Origin of the sequence: Vibrio zhugei (genome assembly GCF_003716875.1) — a bacterium.
Lineage (GTDB): Bacteria > Pseudomonadota > Gammaproteobacteria > Enterobacterales > Vibrionaceae > Vibrio > Vibrio zhugei.
The window spans coordinates 2184558-2200268 of the sequence record NZ_CP033078.1 but is presented as its reverse complement, the minus strand read 5'-3'; the positions used below and the strand labels follow the sequence as shown (position 1 = coordinate 2200268).

The window sequence follows — 15711 nt, the reverse complement described above, 5'->3', positions numbered from 1 at the left end:
CAATATTACATTGGAGTAGAAAATGAAACTGCCTATTTATTTCGATTATTCAGCAACATGTCCTGTTGATACACGTGTTGCTGAAAAAATGGTTCACTACATGACGATGGACGGTAACTTCGGTAACCCAGCTTCTCGATCGCATCGTTATGGCTGGCAGGCAGAAGAGGCCGTAGACACAGCTCGTGAGCAAATTGCTGATCTATTGAATGCGGATCCTCGTGAAATCGTCTTTACCTCTGGTGCCACTGAATCTGATAACCTTGCTATCAAAGGTGCTGCGCACTTTTATGGCAAAAAAGGTAAGCATATCATTACCGTTAAAACGGAGCATAAAGCCGTTTTAGATACCTGCCGCCAACTTGAGCGTGAAGGGTTTGAGGTTATGTATTTAACCCCTGAGACGAACGGTCTTATTGATCTTGCTAAGTTAGAAGCGGCAATGCGTGAAGACACGGTTCTTGTGTCTGTTATGCATGTGAACAATGAAATCGGTGTGATTCAAGATATTGAAGCGATTGGCGAACTGTGTCGTTCACACAAAATTGTCTTCCATGTCGATGCCGCTCAGTCTGTCGGTAAGTTACCTATCGATATGCAAAACCTGAAAGTAGATTTGATGTCTATTTCAGGTCACAAAATTTACGGACCAAAAGGTATCGGTGCTCTTTACATCCGCCGTAAGCCACGTATTCGTCTCGAAGCACAAATGCACGGTGGCGGTCATGAACGTGGATTCCGTTCTGGTACCCTTCCAACTCATCAAATCGTTGGTTTGGGAGAGGCATGTCGCATCGCAAAAGAAGACATGCAAAAAGATTTCGATCATGCTCTTGTCCTTCGTGAACGCATGCTGGACGGCTTGAAAGATATGGAAGCAGTGACGGTCAATGGCGATTTAGAGCAACGTCTACCACACAACTTAAACATCAGCTTTGCTTTTGTTGAAGGTGAGTCACTATTGATGTCATTGAAAGATATCGCTGTATCATCAGGCAGCGCATGTACATCAGCCAGTCTTGAGCCATCTTATGTGCTACGCGCACTGGGGCTCGACGATGAACTTGCGCACAGCTCGATTCGTTTCTCTTTCGGCCGTAACACAACGGAAGAAGAAGTAGACCACGCAGTGAAACAGATTCGTGAAGCCGTGACTAAATTACGTGACATGTCACCACTTTGGGATATGTATCAAGACGGCGTAGACCTAAGCACTGTTGAGTGGAGCAGTCACTAAACTGCTTCGATAACACAAAGGATTAGAGGTAAAAATCATGGCATATAGCGAAAAAGTACTCGACCATTACGAGAACCCACGTAACGTAGGTTCATTTGATAAAGAAGATCCAACAATCGGTAGCGGCATGGTTGGCGCACCAGCGTGTGGTGACGTAATGCGTCTACAAATTAAGGTGAGCCCAGAAGGGATCATCGAAGATGCAAAATTTAAAACGTATGGTTGTGGTAGCGCAATCGCGTCTAGCTCACTGGTCACTGAGTGGGTCAAAGGCAAGAGCATTGATGAAGCTGCATCCATTCAAAACTCTCAAATTGCTGAAGAATTAGAACTTCCTCCTGTGAAAGTTCACTGTTCTATCTTAGCTGAAGACGCCATCAAAGCCGCGGTTTCAGACTACAAGAAAAAAACTCAGTCATTCGAGTAAGAAATAAAGGGTGGGGCGCAAGTCCCATCCTGTTTTGTGAATTTAGATAATTAAGGTTGTAGTATGGCCATTACTCTCACAGATACTGCCGCGAGTCGCATTCAAACCTTTCTCGATAACCGTGGAAAGGGCATCGGGCTGCGTCTTGGTGTGAAAACAACCGGGTGTTCTGGTATGGCATATGTGCTGGAATTTGTTGATGAGCTGAACGAAGAAGATCAGGTCTTTGACGACAATGGCGTAAAAGTGATTATTGACCCGAAAAGTTTGGTCTATTTAGATGGCACCGAACTTGATTACAAAAAAGAAGGGTTAAATGAAGGTTTTGAGTTCAATAACCCGAATATCAAAGGTGAATGTGGCTGTGGTGAAAGTTTCACCGTTTAACCGTCATTGCTCAGAGTTCGGTGTGTTGGCTCGCCTGAAAACAGGACAAGTGTGACATGAACTATTTTGAATTATTTGGGCTACCAACTCAGTTTACACTGGATGGTAGCCTTCTTGCTTCTCAGTTTCGAGAATTACAAAAGCGCTTTCACCCTGATAATTTTGCATCAGCATCGGAACGTGACCGTCTCTCCTCTGTTCAAAAAGCGTCGCAGATTAATGATGCCTATCGCATTTTAAAAGCCCCGATCAGTCGGGCTGAATATTTGGTTTCACTGCACGGAATTGAGCTGCAAGGCGAACAACAAACACTGCAAGATCCTATGTTTCTGATGGAACAAATGGAACTGCGTGAAGAGCTCGAAGCGATTGAGTCTAGCGCTGACCCAGACAGTGCCTTAATGACATTTGACGACAAGGTTTCCTCACTGATGAAAACTCATCTCAATCAAGTGGAACAACAGCTCGATGATGGGGAATGGGAAAGTGCAGCTGAGACCATTCGTAAGCTTAAATTCATTGCAAAATTAAAAGATGAAATAGAAAAAGTCGAAGATAAGTTACTCGGCTAATTCGAGAATAAGGATCCTCCATGGCATTACTTCAAATTGCAGAACCGGGTCAAAGCTCAGCGCCACATGAACATAAGTTGGCAGTGGGGATTGATTTGGGTACGACCAATTCATTGGTAGCGACGGTACGTAGTGGTACGGCGTCAACCCTGAATGATTCTCAAGGTCGCGGTATTCTGCCTTCTGTTGTCAGTTACTCTAACGATGTGGTTAACGTGGGCTACGAGGCCCGTGAGAACGCAAAGCTTGATCCGAAGAACACGGTCAGCTCTGTGAAGCGCATGATCGGTCGTTCTCTCGAAGACATTCAAACCCGCTACCCTGATTTGCCATACCAGTTTAAAGCCAGTGAAAAAGGGTTACCGATTCTGCAAACGGCTCATGGTGATAAAAACCCTATTCAAGTCTCCGCAGATATTCTTAAAGCGCTTGGCGCTCGCGCTGAAGAATCCCTAAAAGGGGAATTGTCAGGCGTAGTCATTACGGTGCCTGCTTATTTTGATGACGCGCAGCGTGCGGGAACCAAAGATGCTGCTAACCTTGCGGGTTTACATGTGTTGCGTTTATTAAACGAGCCAACCGCCGCCGCGATCGCTTACGGTCTGGATTCTGGACAGGAAGGGATTATCGCGGTTTACGATTTAGGGGGTGGCACCTTTGATATTTCCATTCTGCGTTTATCGAAAGGCGTATTTGAAGTGCTGGCGACTGGGGGCGATTCCGCTCTCGGTGGCGATGACTTTGACCAACTCATTGCGCAACATTTTAAAGCGCAAATGGGCCTTGATGGTGCCTTGTCCGCAGAGCAATATCGCGAGCTACTCAACGCCGCAACGCAAGCCAAACTTGATTTATCAGAGTCAGACTGTGCGAGTATTGACGTGCTTGATTGGCAAGGGACACTGACTCGCGCCGAGTTTGATGATCTGATTCGTCCTCTGGTGAAGAAAACGCTGATGTCTTGCCGTCGTGCACTGCGCGATTGCGAAGTGAGTGTCGATGAAGTCCTTGAAGTCGTCATGGTGGGCGGCTCAACACGTACTGCGTTAGTGCGTGAGATGGTCGGTGAGTTTTTTGAGCGTGAGCCACTTACCAGCATTAACCCAGATGAAGTCGTTGCGATCGGTGCGGCTCAGCAAGCGGACATCTTGGTCGGCAACAAGCCAGACTCAGAAATGCTGTTGCTGGATGTGATTCCATTGTCGCTGGGCATTGAAACCATGGGTGGATTAGTGGAAAAAATCATTCCACGCAATACCACGATTCCGGTGGCTCGCGCACAAGAGTTTACGACCTTCAAAGACGGTCAAACCGGTATGACTGTGCATGTCATGCAAGGCGAACGTGAGTTGGTTGACGATTGTCGTTCTTTGGCGCGTTTTTCTTTGAAAGGCATTCCGCCAATGGCGGCTGGAGCGGCGCACATTCGTGTGACTTACCAGGTGGATGCGGATGGTCTTTTGTCGGTGACGGCAATGGAAAAAAGCACCGGCGTTCAATCTGAAATTCAAGTGAAGCCTGCGTATGGGCTGAGTGATGATGAAGTCGCAAGTATGCTACGCGATTCGATGACGCATGCACAAGACGACATGCACGCTCGCTCTTTAGCTGAGCAACGGGTTGAAGCCGATCGAGTGATTGAAGGGTTAATCTCTGCGATGCAGCAGGATGGTGATGAGCTTTTGACAGACGCCGAGCGTGCTGAACTGCTTGCGTCCATCGAAGCATTGATTGAATTACGTAACGGTGATAATCCTGATGCCATTGAACAAGGCATTAAAGACACGGATAAAGCCAGTCAAGATTTTGCTTCTCGTCGCATGGATAAATCCATTCGTGCTGCATTAGCAGGTCAATCAGTAGACGATATATAGAGATAATAACAATGCCAAAAATTATTATTTTGCCACACAGTGAACTGTGCCCAGAAGGCGCTGAACTTGATGGAAACACCGGAGAATCAGTGCTCGATGTGGCGCTGAAAAATGGTATTGAAATTGAACATGCATGTGAAAAATCGTGTGCGTGTACCACTTGTCACGTTATTGTTCGTGAAGGGTTTGATTCGCTTGATGAAAGTGATGAGCTAGAAGACGACATGCTTGATAAAGCGTGGGGTCTTGAGCCAGAATCTCGCTTAGGTTGTCAAGCGCGTATCGCGGATGAAGATCTGGTGGTTGAAATCCCGAAATACTCGCTGAACCATGCGAAAGAAGATCACTAAACATGGATGCCGTCGCCTCCTTAAGTGAGGGGACAATAACAAGAGGAAGCCAAAATGCAATGGACAGACTCGCGCGATATTGCGATCGAACTCAGTGAACAGTATCCAGACATTGATCCGAAGAATGTTCGCTTTACCGATCTTCATCAATGGATTTTAGATCTGGAAGAGTTTGATGACGATCCAGAGCGCTCCAATGAAAAGATTCTTGAAGCCATCATCCTATGCTGGATGGACGAGCTTGATTGATCGCGCTGACGTCATTGTTACTTTTTAAGTGACATGTCATCACGGATAAAAACGAGCCGAAAAGGCTCGTTTTTTTATTCTAACTGTCATTTTATTCACGCATAATGCTACTATTCGACAATAGTTAATGATCATGGCGCAGGTTCGCGTCATCGTAATGAGATAAGGAGTAACCATGTCTGCACAAATGTCTGTATTTTTAAGTCTTGAAGCCCCTCAGCCTCAGTGGGGGGAAAACGCACTCATTTCATTTGATGAGCATGGCGCTCACGTTCATGTGAAAGAACAGTCTGATTTGAGCAACGTGCAACGTGCGGCGCGTAAGTTTTGTTCCCAAGGAATACGCGATCTGTCACTGGCTGGCGAAGGTTGGGGGCTGGAAAGTATTTGGGCTTTCTACCAAGGCTTTCGCGAAGCTAAACATCGTAACCAGATGGAATGGCCAGAGCTACCAGCCGCAGAGCAAGAAGAGCTGAACGCGCGCATTAAAGTGATTGATTGGGTGCGTGATATCATTAATAAAACCGCCGAAGAAGTCGCGCCTCGCCAGTTAGCGACGATGGCCGGAGAATTTATTAAATCACTGTCTCCAGAGAAAGTGACGTATCGAATTGTCAAAGATAAAGATCTTTTGACCGAAGGTTGGGAAGGGACGTATGCCGTTGGCCGTGGTTCGCAACGAACTTCCGCGGTGCTGCAACTCGATTATAACCCGACCGGCCAAGCCGATGCGCCGGTTTACGCGTGCTTAGTGGGTAAAGGGATCACGTTTGATTCTGGTGGTTACAGTTTGAAACCATCCAACTTTATGACAGCAATGAAATCGGACATGGGCGGCTCTGGCACGGCAACTGGCGCTCTTGCATTATCGATTCTACGTGGCTGTAACAAGCGCATTAAGCTGGTTTTATGTTGTGCTGAAAATATGATTTCAGGTCGTGCTCTGAAACTTGGCGATATCATTCGCTACAAAAACGGCAAAACGGTGGAAGTCATGAATACCGATGCGGAAGGCCGTTTGGTCTTAGCGGATGGTTTGATTTACGCCAGTGAACAAAAACCGGAAATGATCATTGATTGTGCGACGTTAACAGGCGCGGCAAAAAATGCGCTAGGCAATGATTTCCACGCGCTATTGAGCTTTGATGATGCCTTATCACAGAAAGCGCTTGCTAGTGCTCAAGAGGAAAATGAAGGATTGTGGCGCTTGCCGTTGTTTGAGTTCCACCGTGATATGCTGCCATCAAACTTTGCTGACATGTCGAATATCTCTTCAGGGGATTATGCACCGGGCGCGAGCACTGCGGCGGCGTTCTTGTCGCACTTTGTTGAAGAGTATCAATCTGGGTGGTTGCACTTTGATTGCGCAGGCACTTACCGTAAATCAGCCAGTGATCAATGGGCAGCTGGCGCGACGGGGATGGGCGTCAAAACGCTCGCCAATATTCTAACCCAATAACAAAAGGGTTGGTTTTGCATCATGGCAAGCCGGAGGCGGTTTGTCATGATGACGTAATGAGATAACAGAGTGTGATAAGGGTCATGACTTCAACGGGTGATGGCCGATTACTATTCGCGAACGCGAGTTTTTTATCTTATTGTTATAAATAGTTTTCTAATCCAATGCATTCAAATCTAACGATAAATATAAGGACATCTTATGTCTCTAGAAAGAACCTTTTCTATTATTAAACCTGACGCGGTTCAACGTAACCTAGTGGGTGAAATTTACAATCGCTTTGAAAAAGCGGGTCTGCGTATTGTCGCCGCTAAAATGGTCCATTTAACTGAAGAGCAAGTGTGTGGTTTCTATGCCGAGCATGAAGGCAAGAGCTTCTTTGCGCCCTTAAAAGAGTTTATGACGTCTGGGCCTATCATGGTGCAAGTGTTAGAAGGGGAAAATGCCATTACACGTTATCGTGAACTGATGGGTAAAACCAACCCAGAAGAAGCGGCGTGCGGCACATTACGCAACGATTATGCGTTGAGCATGCGAGAAAACTCGGTCCACGGTAGTGATAGCCCTGAATCTGCGGCACGTGAGATTGAATTTTTCTTCCCGGCCTCCGAGATTTGTGACCGTTAATGCGTGAACGCGCATGAATGACGATGAAAGCTTCTGTTCGCAGAAGCTTTTTTTGTCTCTATTATCAATAAACCCTCAGAGTAAAAATACAGTATTAATAAAGGCTTATAGAAAACGCGGTTTTAATACACTTGTTGTCATTGCGTAAAGGCTGTACAATTCGCGCCCTTATTGACTATTCCACGTTTGAGAGGCCTTCATGACTAGTAATAAAGTCAACTTATTAGACTTTGATCGCAAGGGTATGCGTACATATTTCTCAGAAGAATTGGGTGAGAAAGCGTTTCGTGCCGATCAGGTCATGAAGTGGATCTACCATTTTGGTATTGATGACTTCGATAACATGACCAACCTGAATAAAAAGCTACGCGAAAAACTGCACGCTAAATGTGTGGTTGAAGCGCCGACGGTTTCTGCTGCTCAACATTCATCTGATGGCACCATCAAGTTCGCGATGCGAGTGGGTAACCAAGACGTTGAGACGGTTTATATTCCCGATGGCGATCGTGCCACCTTATGTGTTTCTTCACAGGTGGGCTGTGCGTTGGATTGTAAATTCTGTTCAACCGCCCAGCAGGGCTTTAACCGTAACCTGCGAGTCTCTGAGATCATCGGTCAGGTGTGGCGCGCAGCGCGTGAAGTTGGTTTGGAAAAAGAAACGGGCCGCCGTCCGATTACCAATATCGTGATGATGGGGATGGGCGAACCATTACTGAACATGAAAAACTTGATTCCATCACTGGAAATCATGTTAGACGATTTAGGTTTTGGGTTGTCGAAGCGTCGCGTCACGGTCTCGACCTCCGGCGTGGTCTCTGGCCTAGAACAAATGATTGATAAAATCGATGTGGCATTAGCCATTTCATTGCACGCGCCTAATGATGAGCTGCGTAGTCAAATCATGCCAATCAACGACCGTTGGAACATCGAGGCCTTCCTCGATACGGTTCGTCGTTACATTGCCACGTCCAATGCAAACCGCGGCAAAGTGACGGTTGAGTATGTGTTGTTGGATCATGTCAATGATGGCACCGAGCATGCGGAAGAGCTCGCGCAATTAATGCGTGGTACGCCATGTAAAATTAACCTGATCCCATTCAACCCGTACCCAGGGTCGCCTTATAAAAAACCCAGTAACTCGCGCATCGATCGTTTCCAGAAAACATTGATGAAGCATGAGCACACCGTCACCATCCGTAAGACGCGCGGGGATGATATTGATGCTGCATGCGGTCAGTTAGTCGGTGAGGTTCTTGATAGAACAAAACGTACCAAAGCGAAAGAGCTTGCCGCACAAGCGATCCCGTTTACGGCGATTTAAACACAGTTATACAGGTCAGCAATTGCTGGCCTGTTTTGTAATATCAGCATTGAATGGGTGTTTTTTGCCCATACCTCTGTCAAAATAGGGAAAAACCTTGAGCTGTTTGTTGTTTCTGATTCAATTCATTGTTGTTTCATGATTAAGATCTATTAGAATGAAACATTAGGCTAAGATTATTCGAAACTCAGTCGATACTGCAGTTAATAAAGTACCCGCTTGTTGAAGTCTGCCACTAACTCTAATAAAAAATCTAGCAATAGGCTTTTGACTCGAGCACTAACAAGAGATAAATATCGCGGATGAATATGGAACAAGACGACACAGTAGTAAACAGCAATAAAAGCACGCTTAAACCCGGCACGTTATTGAAAAATAAACGTGAGTCTTTGGGGTATTCTAAACAAGATGTTGCTAATAGATTGCGTCTGCGTAGTGCGATTATCGACAGTATCGAAAACGATGAGCTTGAATGTGATCAAGTCGCCACATTTACTCGGGGCTATTTGTTGTCTTATGCGAAAGCGGTCGGGGTGTCTGATGAAGAAATTTTACAGTCTTATGAAGAGCACTGTAAGGTAGCCGAACCTGACCAACAGTCGATGCAAAGCTTCTCTAAGCAAACTAAGCGCGATAAAAATGATAATCGCCTCATGACCCTCACTTGGATTATTTTACTCGTCATCGTCGGCATGTCTTCGTTGTGGTGGTATCAAAATAGCCAACAAGACACATTGTCTCCACAGCCAAGCTCGTCAAAACTTTCCGTTCCAAGTGCTTCTGAAATTAAAAAGGCCGTTGCAGATGAAGAGTTTGCCACGGTTAGCGATTTGACCAATCCTGATAATGGACAATCAGCGGCAAGTGCCGAAACTTCACCAGAGCCAAGTGCCAAAGATGACACGCAGGCAGAATCCGCGCAGAGTGCTAACCCAGCGGATAACCGCGATAGCGCAGAACCGAATACTCAGGCGAACACGTCGGCTCAAAGTACCGACTCTCCAGCGAGCCAGACGGACACGCAAGACTCTCAGCCAGCGGTTTCATCTCATTCCCAACTGACAATGCGTTTTGATGCGGATTGTTGGATCCAAATAAAAGATGCGACAGGTAAAACCTTAGCAATCGGTATCAAGAAAAAAGGACAGTCTTTAGATTTGCGTGGTGATAAACCATTCAAAGTTGTCCTCGGAGCTCCTGAAGTGGTTCACATGTCCTTTGATAATGAATCCGTTGACCTTTCCGGTTATACTTCAGGTAAAGTAGCAAGATTGACCTTACCTTAGACATTTATTATGCAACAACAAAATCCTATTAAGCGTCGTAACTCGACTCGGATTCAAGTCGGCGACGTTCCGATCGGTGGTGGGGCTCCCATCGCTGTTCAATCTATGACGAACACCAGAACAACAGATGTGGACGCCACCGTCGCGCAAATTCGTTCACTTGAGAAAGTGGGCGCGGATTTGGTGCGTGTCTCTGTCCCGACGATGGATGCGGCAGAAGCCTTTAAACAAATTCGTCAGCAGGTGAATCTTCCGCTGATCGCGGACATACATTTTGACTATCGTATTGCGTTAAAAGTCGCGGAATACGGTGCGGACTGTTTACGTATTAACCCGGGTAATATCGGTAAAGAAGAGCGTATCCGTTCCGTTGTTGATTGTGCGCGTGATAAAAACATTCCGATTCGCATTGGCGTTAATGGCGGCTCGTTAGAAAAAGAGATCCAAGAGAAGTACGGTGAACCAACGCCTGAAGCGTTAGTGGAATCGGCAATGCGCCATGTCGACATACTGGACCGTTTAAACTTCGATCAATTTAAAGTGAGCGTTAAAGCCTCGGATGTCTTTTTATCCGTAGGAGCCTATCGTCTGCTGGCTAGTCAAATCGATCAGCCGTTACACCTAGGAATTACAGAAGCAGGTGGCGCGCGTGCCGGCGCGGTTAAGTCTGCGATTGGTTTGGGCATGCTGCTTTCTGAAGGCATTGGCGATACATTGCGTGTGTCGCTTGCCGCAGACCCTGTCGAAGAAATCAAAGTTGGCTTTGATATTCTTAAATCGCTGCGTATTCGTTCTCGTGGGATCAACTTCATTGCGTGTCCAAGTTGTTCACGTCAAGAATTTGATGTGATCAATACGGTCAACCAGTTAGAGCAGCGTTTAGAAGATGTGCTCACACCGATGGACGTTTCCGTGATTGGTTGTGTGGTGAACGGTCCGGGCGAAGCAGAAGCCGCGCATTTAGGGCTGGCTGGAAGCAACAGAAAAAGTGCAATTTACGAAGATGGCGTGCGTCAAAAAGAGCGTTATGATAACGACAATCTTGTTGATCAATTGGAAGCAAGAATCCGCGCTAAAGCATCCATGCTCGATGAAAAAAATCGCATTGATGTGACTGAAGTAAGTAGTGAATCTTAAATCTCAACGGTATTACGGTAAGTATTGTGGCTAAAACAATTCAAGCAGTTCGAGGCATGAACGATTGTCTCCCAAGTCAGTCTCCACTTTGGCAGAAAGTGGAAGGTGTCATTAAAAATGTAATCAGTGCCTATGGGTACAGCGAAGTACGTATGCCGATCGTTGAGATGACTCATCTATTTAAACGTGCGATTGGTGAAGTGACTGACGTTGTTGAAAAAGAGATGTACACCTTTGACGACAATGATGAAAGCTTAACACTGCGCCCAGAAGGGACCGCAGGATGTGTGCGTTCTGGGATTCAAAACGGTTTGCTTTACAACCAAGAACAACGCCTATGGTACATGGGCCCGATGTTCCGCCATGAACGCCCACAAAAAGGCCGTTACCGTCAGTTTAATCAATGTGGTGTGGAAGTCTTCGGTATCGATGGGCCGGATGTGGATGCGGAACTGATCATGATGACGGCGCGCTTGTGGCGTGAACTTGGTATCAACGAACATCTGCGTCTAGAATTGAACTCGATTGGTTCTTTGGATGCACGTGCTCACTACCGTACCGCTTTGATTGCGTTTTTCGAACAGCACCAAGAGGTGTTGGATGAGGATGCAAAACGTCGTATGTACACCAATCCATTGCGTGTATTGGATTCAAAAAATAAAGACATTCAAGCCATTTTGACTGATGCGCCTAAATTATCAGATTACTTAGATGATGAATCGCAACAACATTTTGCTGGTTTGTGTGAACTTCTTGATGCTGCAGGCATCGAATATACCGTTAACGAACGCTTAGTCCGTGGTCTGGATTACTACAACCGCACAGTATTTGAGTGGATCACCGATAGCTTAGGTGCCCAAGGTACAGTATGTGGTGGTGGGCGTTATGATGGACTTGTTGAGCAACTCGGCGGTAAAGCAACACCGGCCGTTGGTTTTGCCATGGGTCTTGAGCGCTTAGTACTGATGATGGAAAACATGGGTAATCTAGAATTGCGCCGTGCTGTGGATGTGTACGTTGTCACCGCGGGTGAAGGTACCACGCTAGCTGGAATGAAACTGGCGGAACAACTGCGCGAGCAAATGCCAACTTTACGTGTGATGAACCATTGTGGAGGCGGCAACTTTAAGAAGCAGTTTAAACGTGCTGATAAAGTGGGGGCAGCCGTCGCTCTTGTCCTTGGTGAAGATGAAGTCACACAAGGTACAGTAGTGATAAAAGATCTTGCTGGTGGCGACCAAACAACGGTTACCCAAACAGAGGTTGTGCAAAAGCTGGCTCACCTAGTATAAACGCGCTGACTTGGCGAAATTTCATTTAAGAAGGACAAGAAGTGGAACTCTACGATACTGAAGAACAGACAGTTGAAGCGATCAGAGACTGGTGGAAAGAGAATGGTAAAGCGGTCATCGTTGGTGCCGTTCTTGGTCTCGGTGGCTTGCTAGGATGGAATTACTACCAAGATTCTCAGACGACGAAGCAAGAAAATGCGTCAACTGATTACGCGCAAACCATGCAAGTTCTATCTGAAGATAACGCGAAATCTCAAGCGCAAGTACAAGATTACATTGATGCGAACAAAGATACCGCCTACGCGGTGTTAGCATCTATGCAGTTGGCGAAAGTGCAAGTCGAGGCTGGAGAGCTGAAAAAAGCGCTCACTCAGCTTAAGTGGGCTCAGTCTCATACTGATGACCAAGCACTCAAACCTGTCATCGCTGTGCGTATTGCCCGTGTTGAGTCGGAACTGAAACAGTATGACAATGCACTCGCAACATTGAAAAATGTGAAAGCCAAAGGCTGGGAAGGGCGTATTGATGAGCTACGCGGTGATATCTTACTTGCCAAAGGTGATAAGAGCGGTGCTTACTCTGCATACTCACAAGCCCAGCAAGCGAAAGATGTTAGCCAGACTCTGCAAATGAAACTGGATGATTTAGCCAAATAAGGGCCCGAGTTGATGAGAAAGATGTTCAACAAAGTGCTGCTTTCTGCTTCTGTACTGGGCTTATTGGCTGGTTGTGCTGGAGAAGAAGACAACGTCATTATGGCGCCTGTTCCACAGGTGAAAAACCAGATTACGACAGAGTCAGATTGGAGTACCTCAATTGGTGATGGGGTGGGTGACTTTTACTCGAAGTTAAAACCTGCTTACGCCTATGACAATGTGTATGTGGCGTCGCGCGATGGCAAAGTCAAAGCGTTGAATCCTGAAACTGGCGACATTGTTTGGGAAGCCGATCTTGAAAAAGACAAACCGGCTCGCCTAGCTGGTGGTATCGGTTATGCCTACGGCCTCATTTACATTGGTAGTGAAAACGGTCTTATTTACGCGCTGGATGCCAAAACAGGCAAGCTTGAATGGACCCACGATGTCGATGCTGAAGTTCTCGCGACGCCGGTTGCGGATGATAACTTAGTGATGATCAATACGAGCCGTGGCTCGCTCATCGCGTTAGATTCCAAAACCGGAAAGCAGCGTTGGATCATCAGTACCGAAGTGCCAAACCTGACCTTACGTGGCGATAGCGAACTCGTTTCGTTTTCAGGCGGTGTGTTTTGGGGCACGCCTTCTGGGAATTTAGCCGCTGCCATTATTGAGCGTGGGCAAATGATCTGGCAACAGTCGATTGGTCAACCGAAAGGCGCGACAGAGATCGACCGTTTGGTGGATGTTGATTCCTCGCCACTGATTATTGGTACGAACTTATTCACTATTGGTTATAATGGGCAATTAGTCGCGGTCGATTTACGTTCTGGACAACCGTTGTGGAAGCGCACCTATTCTTCTGCTACCGATATTGCAACGGATGGTTCTAAGATCTTCGTGGCTACCGATGACGATCACCTTGTTGCTGTGGACGCACGCAGTGGTACCGAGTTATGGACCAATTCTAAGTTAGAGAACCGCTTAGTGACCGCACCAACCATGATTGATGGGTATTTGGTTGTCGGAGATTCTGAAGGGTATCTGTACTGGTTAGATCCCGCAACGGGGGACTTTGTTGCCAAGCAAGAAGTGGATAGCAGTGGCTTTGCTGTATCACCGCTTGCCTTGGATGACGGTTTTATTGTTGTGACACGCGATGGTTCTGTAAAGAAACTGACGCTCAACAAATAAAACGTGATATAATTCACAAATGGCTCCTGGCTGGTGACAGCTAGGGGCCGTTTTATTCTTATTGATATATGTGATTTTAGGTAAACATTATTCTATGAGAGAATCTTTCCCTATAACTACATAAAAACGAAGATGTGTTGAGGTTATTATGGTACCTGTAATTGCTCTTGTTGGGCGTCCGAATGTTGGTAAATCGACGTTATTTAACCGACTGACTCGCACTCGAGATGCATTAGTCGCTGATTTCCCTGGATTAACGCGTGACCGTAAATACGGCCAAGCGAAAGTGGGTGAAAATGAATTCATTGTGATTGATACCGGCGGTATCGATGGCACTGAAGAAGGCGTAGAGAACAAAATGGCTGAGCAATCTTTGGCGGCTATTGAAGAAGCGGATGTTGTTCTGTTCTTAGTTGATGGCCGTGCTGGCCTCACCTCATCAGATGAGATGATCGCGGATTACTTACGTAAATCGGATAAGCCCTCATTTTTAGTGGTTAACAAAGTTGACGGTGTCGATGCGGATGCCGCGAGTGCCGAATTTTGGCAGCTCGGGATTGACCATATTTTCCAGATCGCGGCAGCTCATGGACGCGGTGTCAGTGTCATGATTGATCGTGTCTTAACTCCGTTTGTGGAAGAACTGGCACAAGAAGCAGCGCTGGAAGATCTGACCGACATAGAAGACGAGTCAGAAAAACTCGACTACACCGAAGAAGAAGCGGAAGCCGCGTATAAACGTTTGCAAGATCAACCGATCAAGTTAGCGATTATTGGTCGTCCTAATGTTGGTAAATCAACGCTGATTAACCGTATTCTTGGGGAAGAGCGTGTCGTGGTTTACGATATGCCAGGGACGACGCGAGATTCTGTGTACATTCCGATGAAGCGTGATGAACGCGAATACGTATTGATCGACACCGCGGGTGTTCGTCGTCGTAAGCGTATCAACGAAACCGTCGAGAAATTCTCTGTCGTACAAACCCTGAAAGCGATTGAAGACGCTAACGTTGTCTTGGTCGTGATTGATGCCCGTGAAAACATTTCCGATCAAGATCTCAGCTTACTGGGTTTTGCATTGAACGCCGGTCGTTCTATTGTGATTGCGGTAAACAAGTGGGACGGTTTAGATAAAGACGTGAAAGAAAACGTGAAAAAAGAACTGGATCGTCGCCTCGGCTTTGTCGATTTTGCTCGTATTCACTTCATCTCAGCGCTACACGGTACGGGGGTTGGTCACTTGTATGAATCGGTGCAAGAAGCCTATAAATCCGCGACTACTCGTGTGAGCACGTCTATCTTGACTCGCATTATGAAGATGGCAACGGATGATCACCAACCACCGATGATTCGTGGTCGTCGCGTGAAAATGAAGTACGCGCACGCTGGCGGTTACAACCCACCTATTATCGTGGTGCATGGTAACTTGGTTGAAGAACTTCCTGATTCTTACAAACGCTACTTGATGAACTATTATCGTCGTTCTCTCGAAATTATGGGCACCCCGATTAAAATTCAGTTCCAAAGCAGTGAAAACCCTTATGAAAATAAAGGTGGAAAAGGAACGCTCTCCCAAGAGCGCAAACGTAAGCGTTTGATGGAAATGGTTAAATCGCGTAAGAAATAATTAAAAAAAGCCCAAGTTTTCTTGGGCTTTTTTGTTA

The 15711-nt window shown here is 46.4% G+C and carries 16 protein-coding genes; all 16 read left to right on the top strand.

Features of this window, described 5'->3' with window-relative positions:
* Positions 1 to 22 precede the first annotated feature (22 nt).
* The 16 genes from EAE30_RS15375 (at position 23) to der (ending at position 15674) form a co-directional block, all read left to right on the top strand.
* Positions 23 to 1237, top strand: a complete 1215-nt coding sequence (locus EAE30_RS15375; protein ID WP_123016704.1) for an IscS subfamily cysteine desulfurase — start codon at positions 23 to 25, stop codon at positions 1235 to 1237.
* Between the two features lie 37 nt (positions 1238 to 1274).
* Entirely contained in the window at positions 1275 to 1664 is a 390-nt protein-coding gene (iscU, locus tag EAE30_RS15370) for a Fe-S cluster assembly scaffold IscU (RefSeq protein WP_123016703.1), read from the top strand.
* Between the two features lie 63 nt (positions 1665 to 1727).
* Positions 1728 to 2051, top strand: coding sequence for an iron-sulfur cluster assembly protein IscA (gene iscA, locus EAE30_RS15365; RefSeq protein ID WP_123016702.1), 324 nt, complete (start codon positions 1728 to 1730; stop codon positions 2049 to 2051).
* 56 nt (positions 2052 to 2107) lie between these two features.
* Complete coding sequence (gene hscB, locus EAE30_RS15360) at positions 2108 to 2623, top strand: co-chaperone HscB (RefSeq protein ID WP_123016701.1); 516 nt, start codon at positions 2108 to 2110, stop codon at positions 2621 to 2623.
* Between the two features lie 20 nt (positions 2624 to 2643).
* Positions 2644 to 4497 (top strand): Fe-S protein assembly chaperone HscA, encoded by a 1854-nt coding sequence (hscA, locus tag EAE30_RS15355; RefSeq protein ID WP_123016700.1) that lies wholly within the window; start codon positions 2644 to 2646, stop codon positions 4495 to 4497.
* An 11-nt stretch (positions 4498 to 4508) separates the two neighbouring features.
* Entirely contained in the window at positions 4509 to 4847 is a 339-nt protein-coding gene (gene fdx, locus EAE30_RS15350; protein ID WP_123016699.1) for an ISC system 2Fe-2S type ferredoxin, read from the top strand.
* 54 nt (positions 4848 to 4901) lie between these two features.
* On the top strand, positions 4902 to 5096 hold the full coding sequence (iscX, locus tag EAE30_RS15345) for a Fe-S cluster assembly protein IscX (protein WP_123016698.1): 195 nt from the start codon (positions 4902 to 4904) through the stop codon (positions 5094 to 5096).
* Positions 5097 to 5271: 175 nt separating this feature from the next.
* On the top strand, positions 5272 to 6555 hold the full coding sequence (pepB, locus tag EAE30_RS15340; protein ID WP_123016697.1) for an aminopeptidase PepB: 1284 nt from the start codon (positions 5272 to 5274) through the stop codon (positions 6553 to 6555).
* A gap of 201 nt (positions 6556 to 6756) precedes the next feature.
* Positions 6757 to 7182, top strand: coding sequence for a nucleoside-diphosphate kinase (gene ndk / locus EAE30_RS15335; RefSeq protein WP_123016696.1), 426 nt, complete (start codon positions 6757 to 6759; stop codon positions 7180 to 7182).
* A 199-nt stretch (positions 7183 to 7381) separates the two neighbouring features.
* Positions 7382 to 8503 carry a dual-specificity RNA methyltransferase RlmN gene (gene rlmN, locus EAE30_RS15330; RefSeq protein ID WP_123016695.1) on the top strand — a complete coding sequence of 374 codons (1122 nt, stop codon included), beginning with the start codon at positions 7382 to 7384 and terminating at the stop codon, positions 8501 to 8503.
* A 302-nt stretch (positions 8504 to 8805) separates the two neighbouring features.
* Positions 8806 to 9789, top strand: coding sequence for a cytoskeleton protein RodZ (gene rodZ / locus EAE30_RS15325; protein ID WP_123016694.1), 984 nt, complete (start codon positions 8806 to 8808; stop codon positions 9787 to 9789).
* Positions 9790 to 9798: 9 nt separating this feature from the next.
* Positions 9799 to 10926 carry a flavodoxin-dependent (E)-4-hydroxy-3-methylbut-2-enyl-diphosphate synthase gene (gene ispG, locus EAE30_RS15320; protein ID WP_123016693.1) on the top strand — a complete coding sequence of 376 codons (1128 nt, stop codon included), beginning with the start codon at positions 9799 to 9801 and terminating at the stop codon, positions 10924 to 10926.
* 26 nt (positions 10927 to 10952) lie between these two features.
* Positions 10953 to 12218, top strand: coding sequence for a histidine--tRNA ligase (gene hisS / locus EAE30_RS15315; protein WP_123016692.1), 1266 nt, complete (start codon positions 10953 to 10955; stop codon positions 12216 to 12218).
* Positions 12219 to 12259: 41 nt separating this feature from the next.
* Entirely contained in the window at positions 12260 to 12874 is a 615-nt protein-coding gene (locus EAE30_RS15310) for a YfgM family protein (protein ID WP_123016691.1), read from the top strand.
* A 12-nt stretch (positions 12875 to 12886) separates the two neighbouring features.
* Positions 12887 to 14047: an outer membrane protein assembly factor BamB gene (gene bamB / locus EAE30_RS15305; RefSeq protein WP_123016690.1), complete on the top strand. Its 1161-nt coding sequence runs from the start codon at positions 12887 to 12889 to the stop codon at positions 14045 to 14047.
* Between the two features lie 148 nt (positions 14048 to 14195).
* Positions 14196 to 15674 (top strand): ribosome biogenesis GTPase Der, encoded by a 1479-nt coding sequence (der, locus tag EAE30_RS15300; RefSeq protein WP_123016689.1) that lies wholly within the window; start codon positions 14196 to 14198, stop codon positions 15672 to 15674.
* The last annotated feature ends 37 nt before the right edge of the window (positions 15675 to 15711 follow it).

Bases quoted from the DNA above. Each gene is read 5' to 3' on its own strand.
- iscX (WP_123016698.1), top strand. From the start codon at position 4,902: ATGCAATGGACAGACTCGCGCGATATTGCGATCGAACTCAGTGAACAG.
- der (WP_123016689.1), top strand. From the start codon at position 14,196: ATGGTACCTGTAATTGCTCTTGTTGGGCGTCCGAATGTTGGTAAATCG.
- rlmN (WP_123016695.1), top strand. From the start codon at position 7,382: ATGACTAGTAATAAAGTCAACTTATTAGACTTTGATCGCAAGGGTATG.
- ndk (WP_123016696.1), top strand. From the start codon at position 6,757: ATGTCTCTAGAAAGAACCTTTTCTATTATTAAACCTGACGCGGTTCAA.
- fdx (WP_123016699.1), top strand. From the start codon at position 4,509: ATGCCAAAAATTATTATTTTGCCACACAGTGAACTGTGCCCAGAAGGC.
- hscA (WP_123016700.1), top strand. From the start codon at position 2,644: ATGGCATTACTTCAAATTGCAGAACCGGGTCAAAGCTCAGCGCCACAT.
- iscA (WP_123016702.1), top strand. From the start codon at position 1,728: ATGGCCATTACTCTCACAGATACTGCCGCGAGTCGCATTCAAACCTTT.
- EAE30_RS15375 (WP_123016704.1), top strand. From the start codon at position 23: ATGAAACTGCCTATTTATTTCGATTATTCAGCAACATGTCCTGTTGAT.
- bamB (WP_123016690.1), top strand. From the start codon at position 12,887: ATGAGAAAGATGTTCAACAAAGTGCTGCTTTCTGCTTCTGTACTGGGC.
- rodZ (WP_123016694.1), top strand. From the start codon at position 8,806: ATGAATATGGAACAAGACGACACAGTAGTAAACAGCAATAAAAGCACG.
- ispG (WP_123016693.1), top strand. From the start codon at position 9,799: ATGCAACAACAAAATCCTATTAAGCGTCGTAACTCGACTCGGATTCAA.
- hscB (WP_123016701.1), top strand. From the start codon at position 2,108: ATGAACTATTTTGAATTATTTGGGCTACCAACTCAGTTTACACTGGAT.
- iscU (WP_123016703.1), top strand. From the start codon at position 1,275: ATGGCATATAGCGAAAAAGTACTCGACCATTACGAGAACCCACGTAAC.
- pepB (WP_123016697.1), top strand. From the start codon at position 5,272: ATGTCTGCACAAATGTCTGTATTTTTAAGTCTTGAAGCCCCTCAGCCT.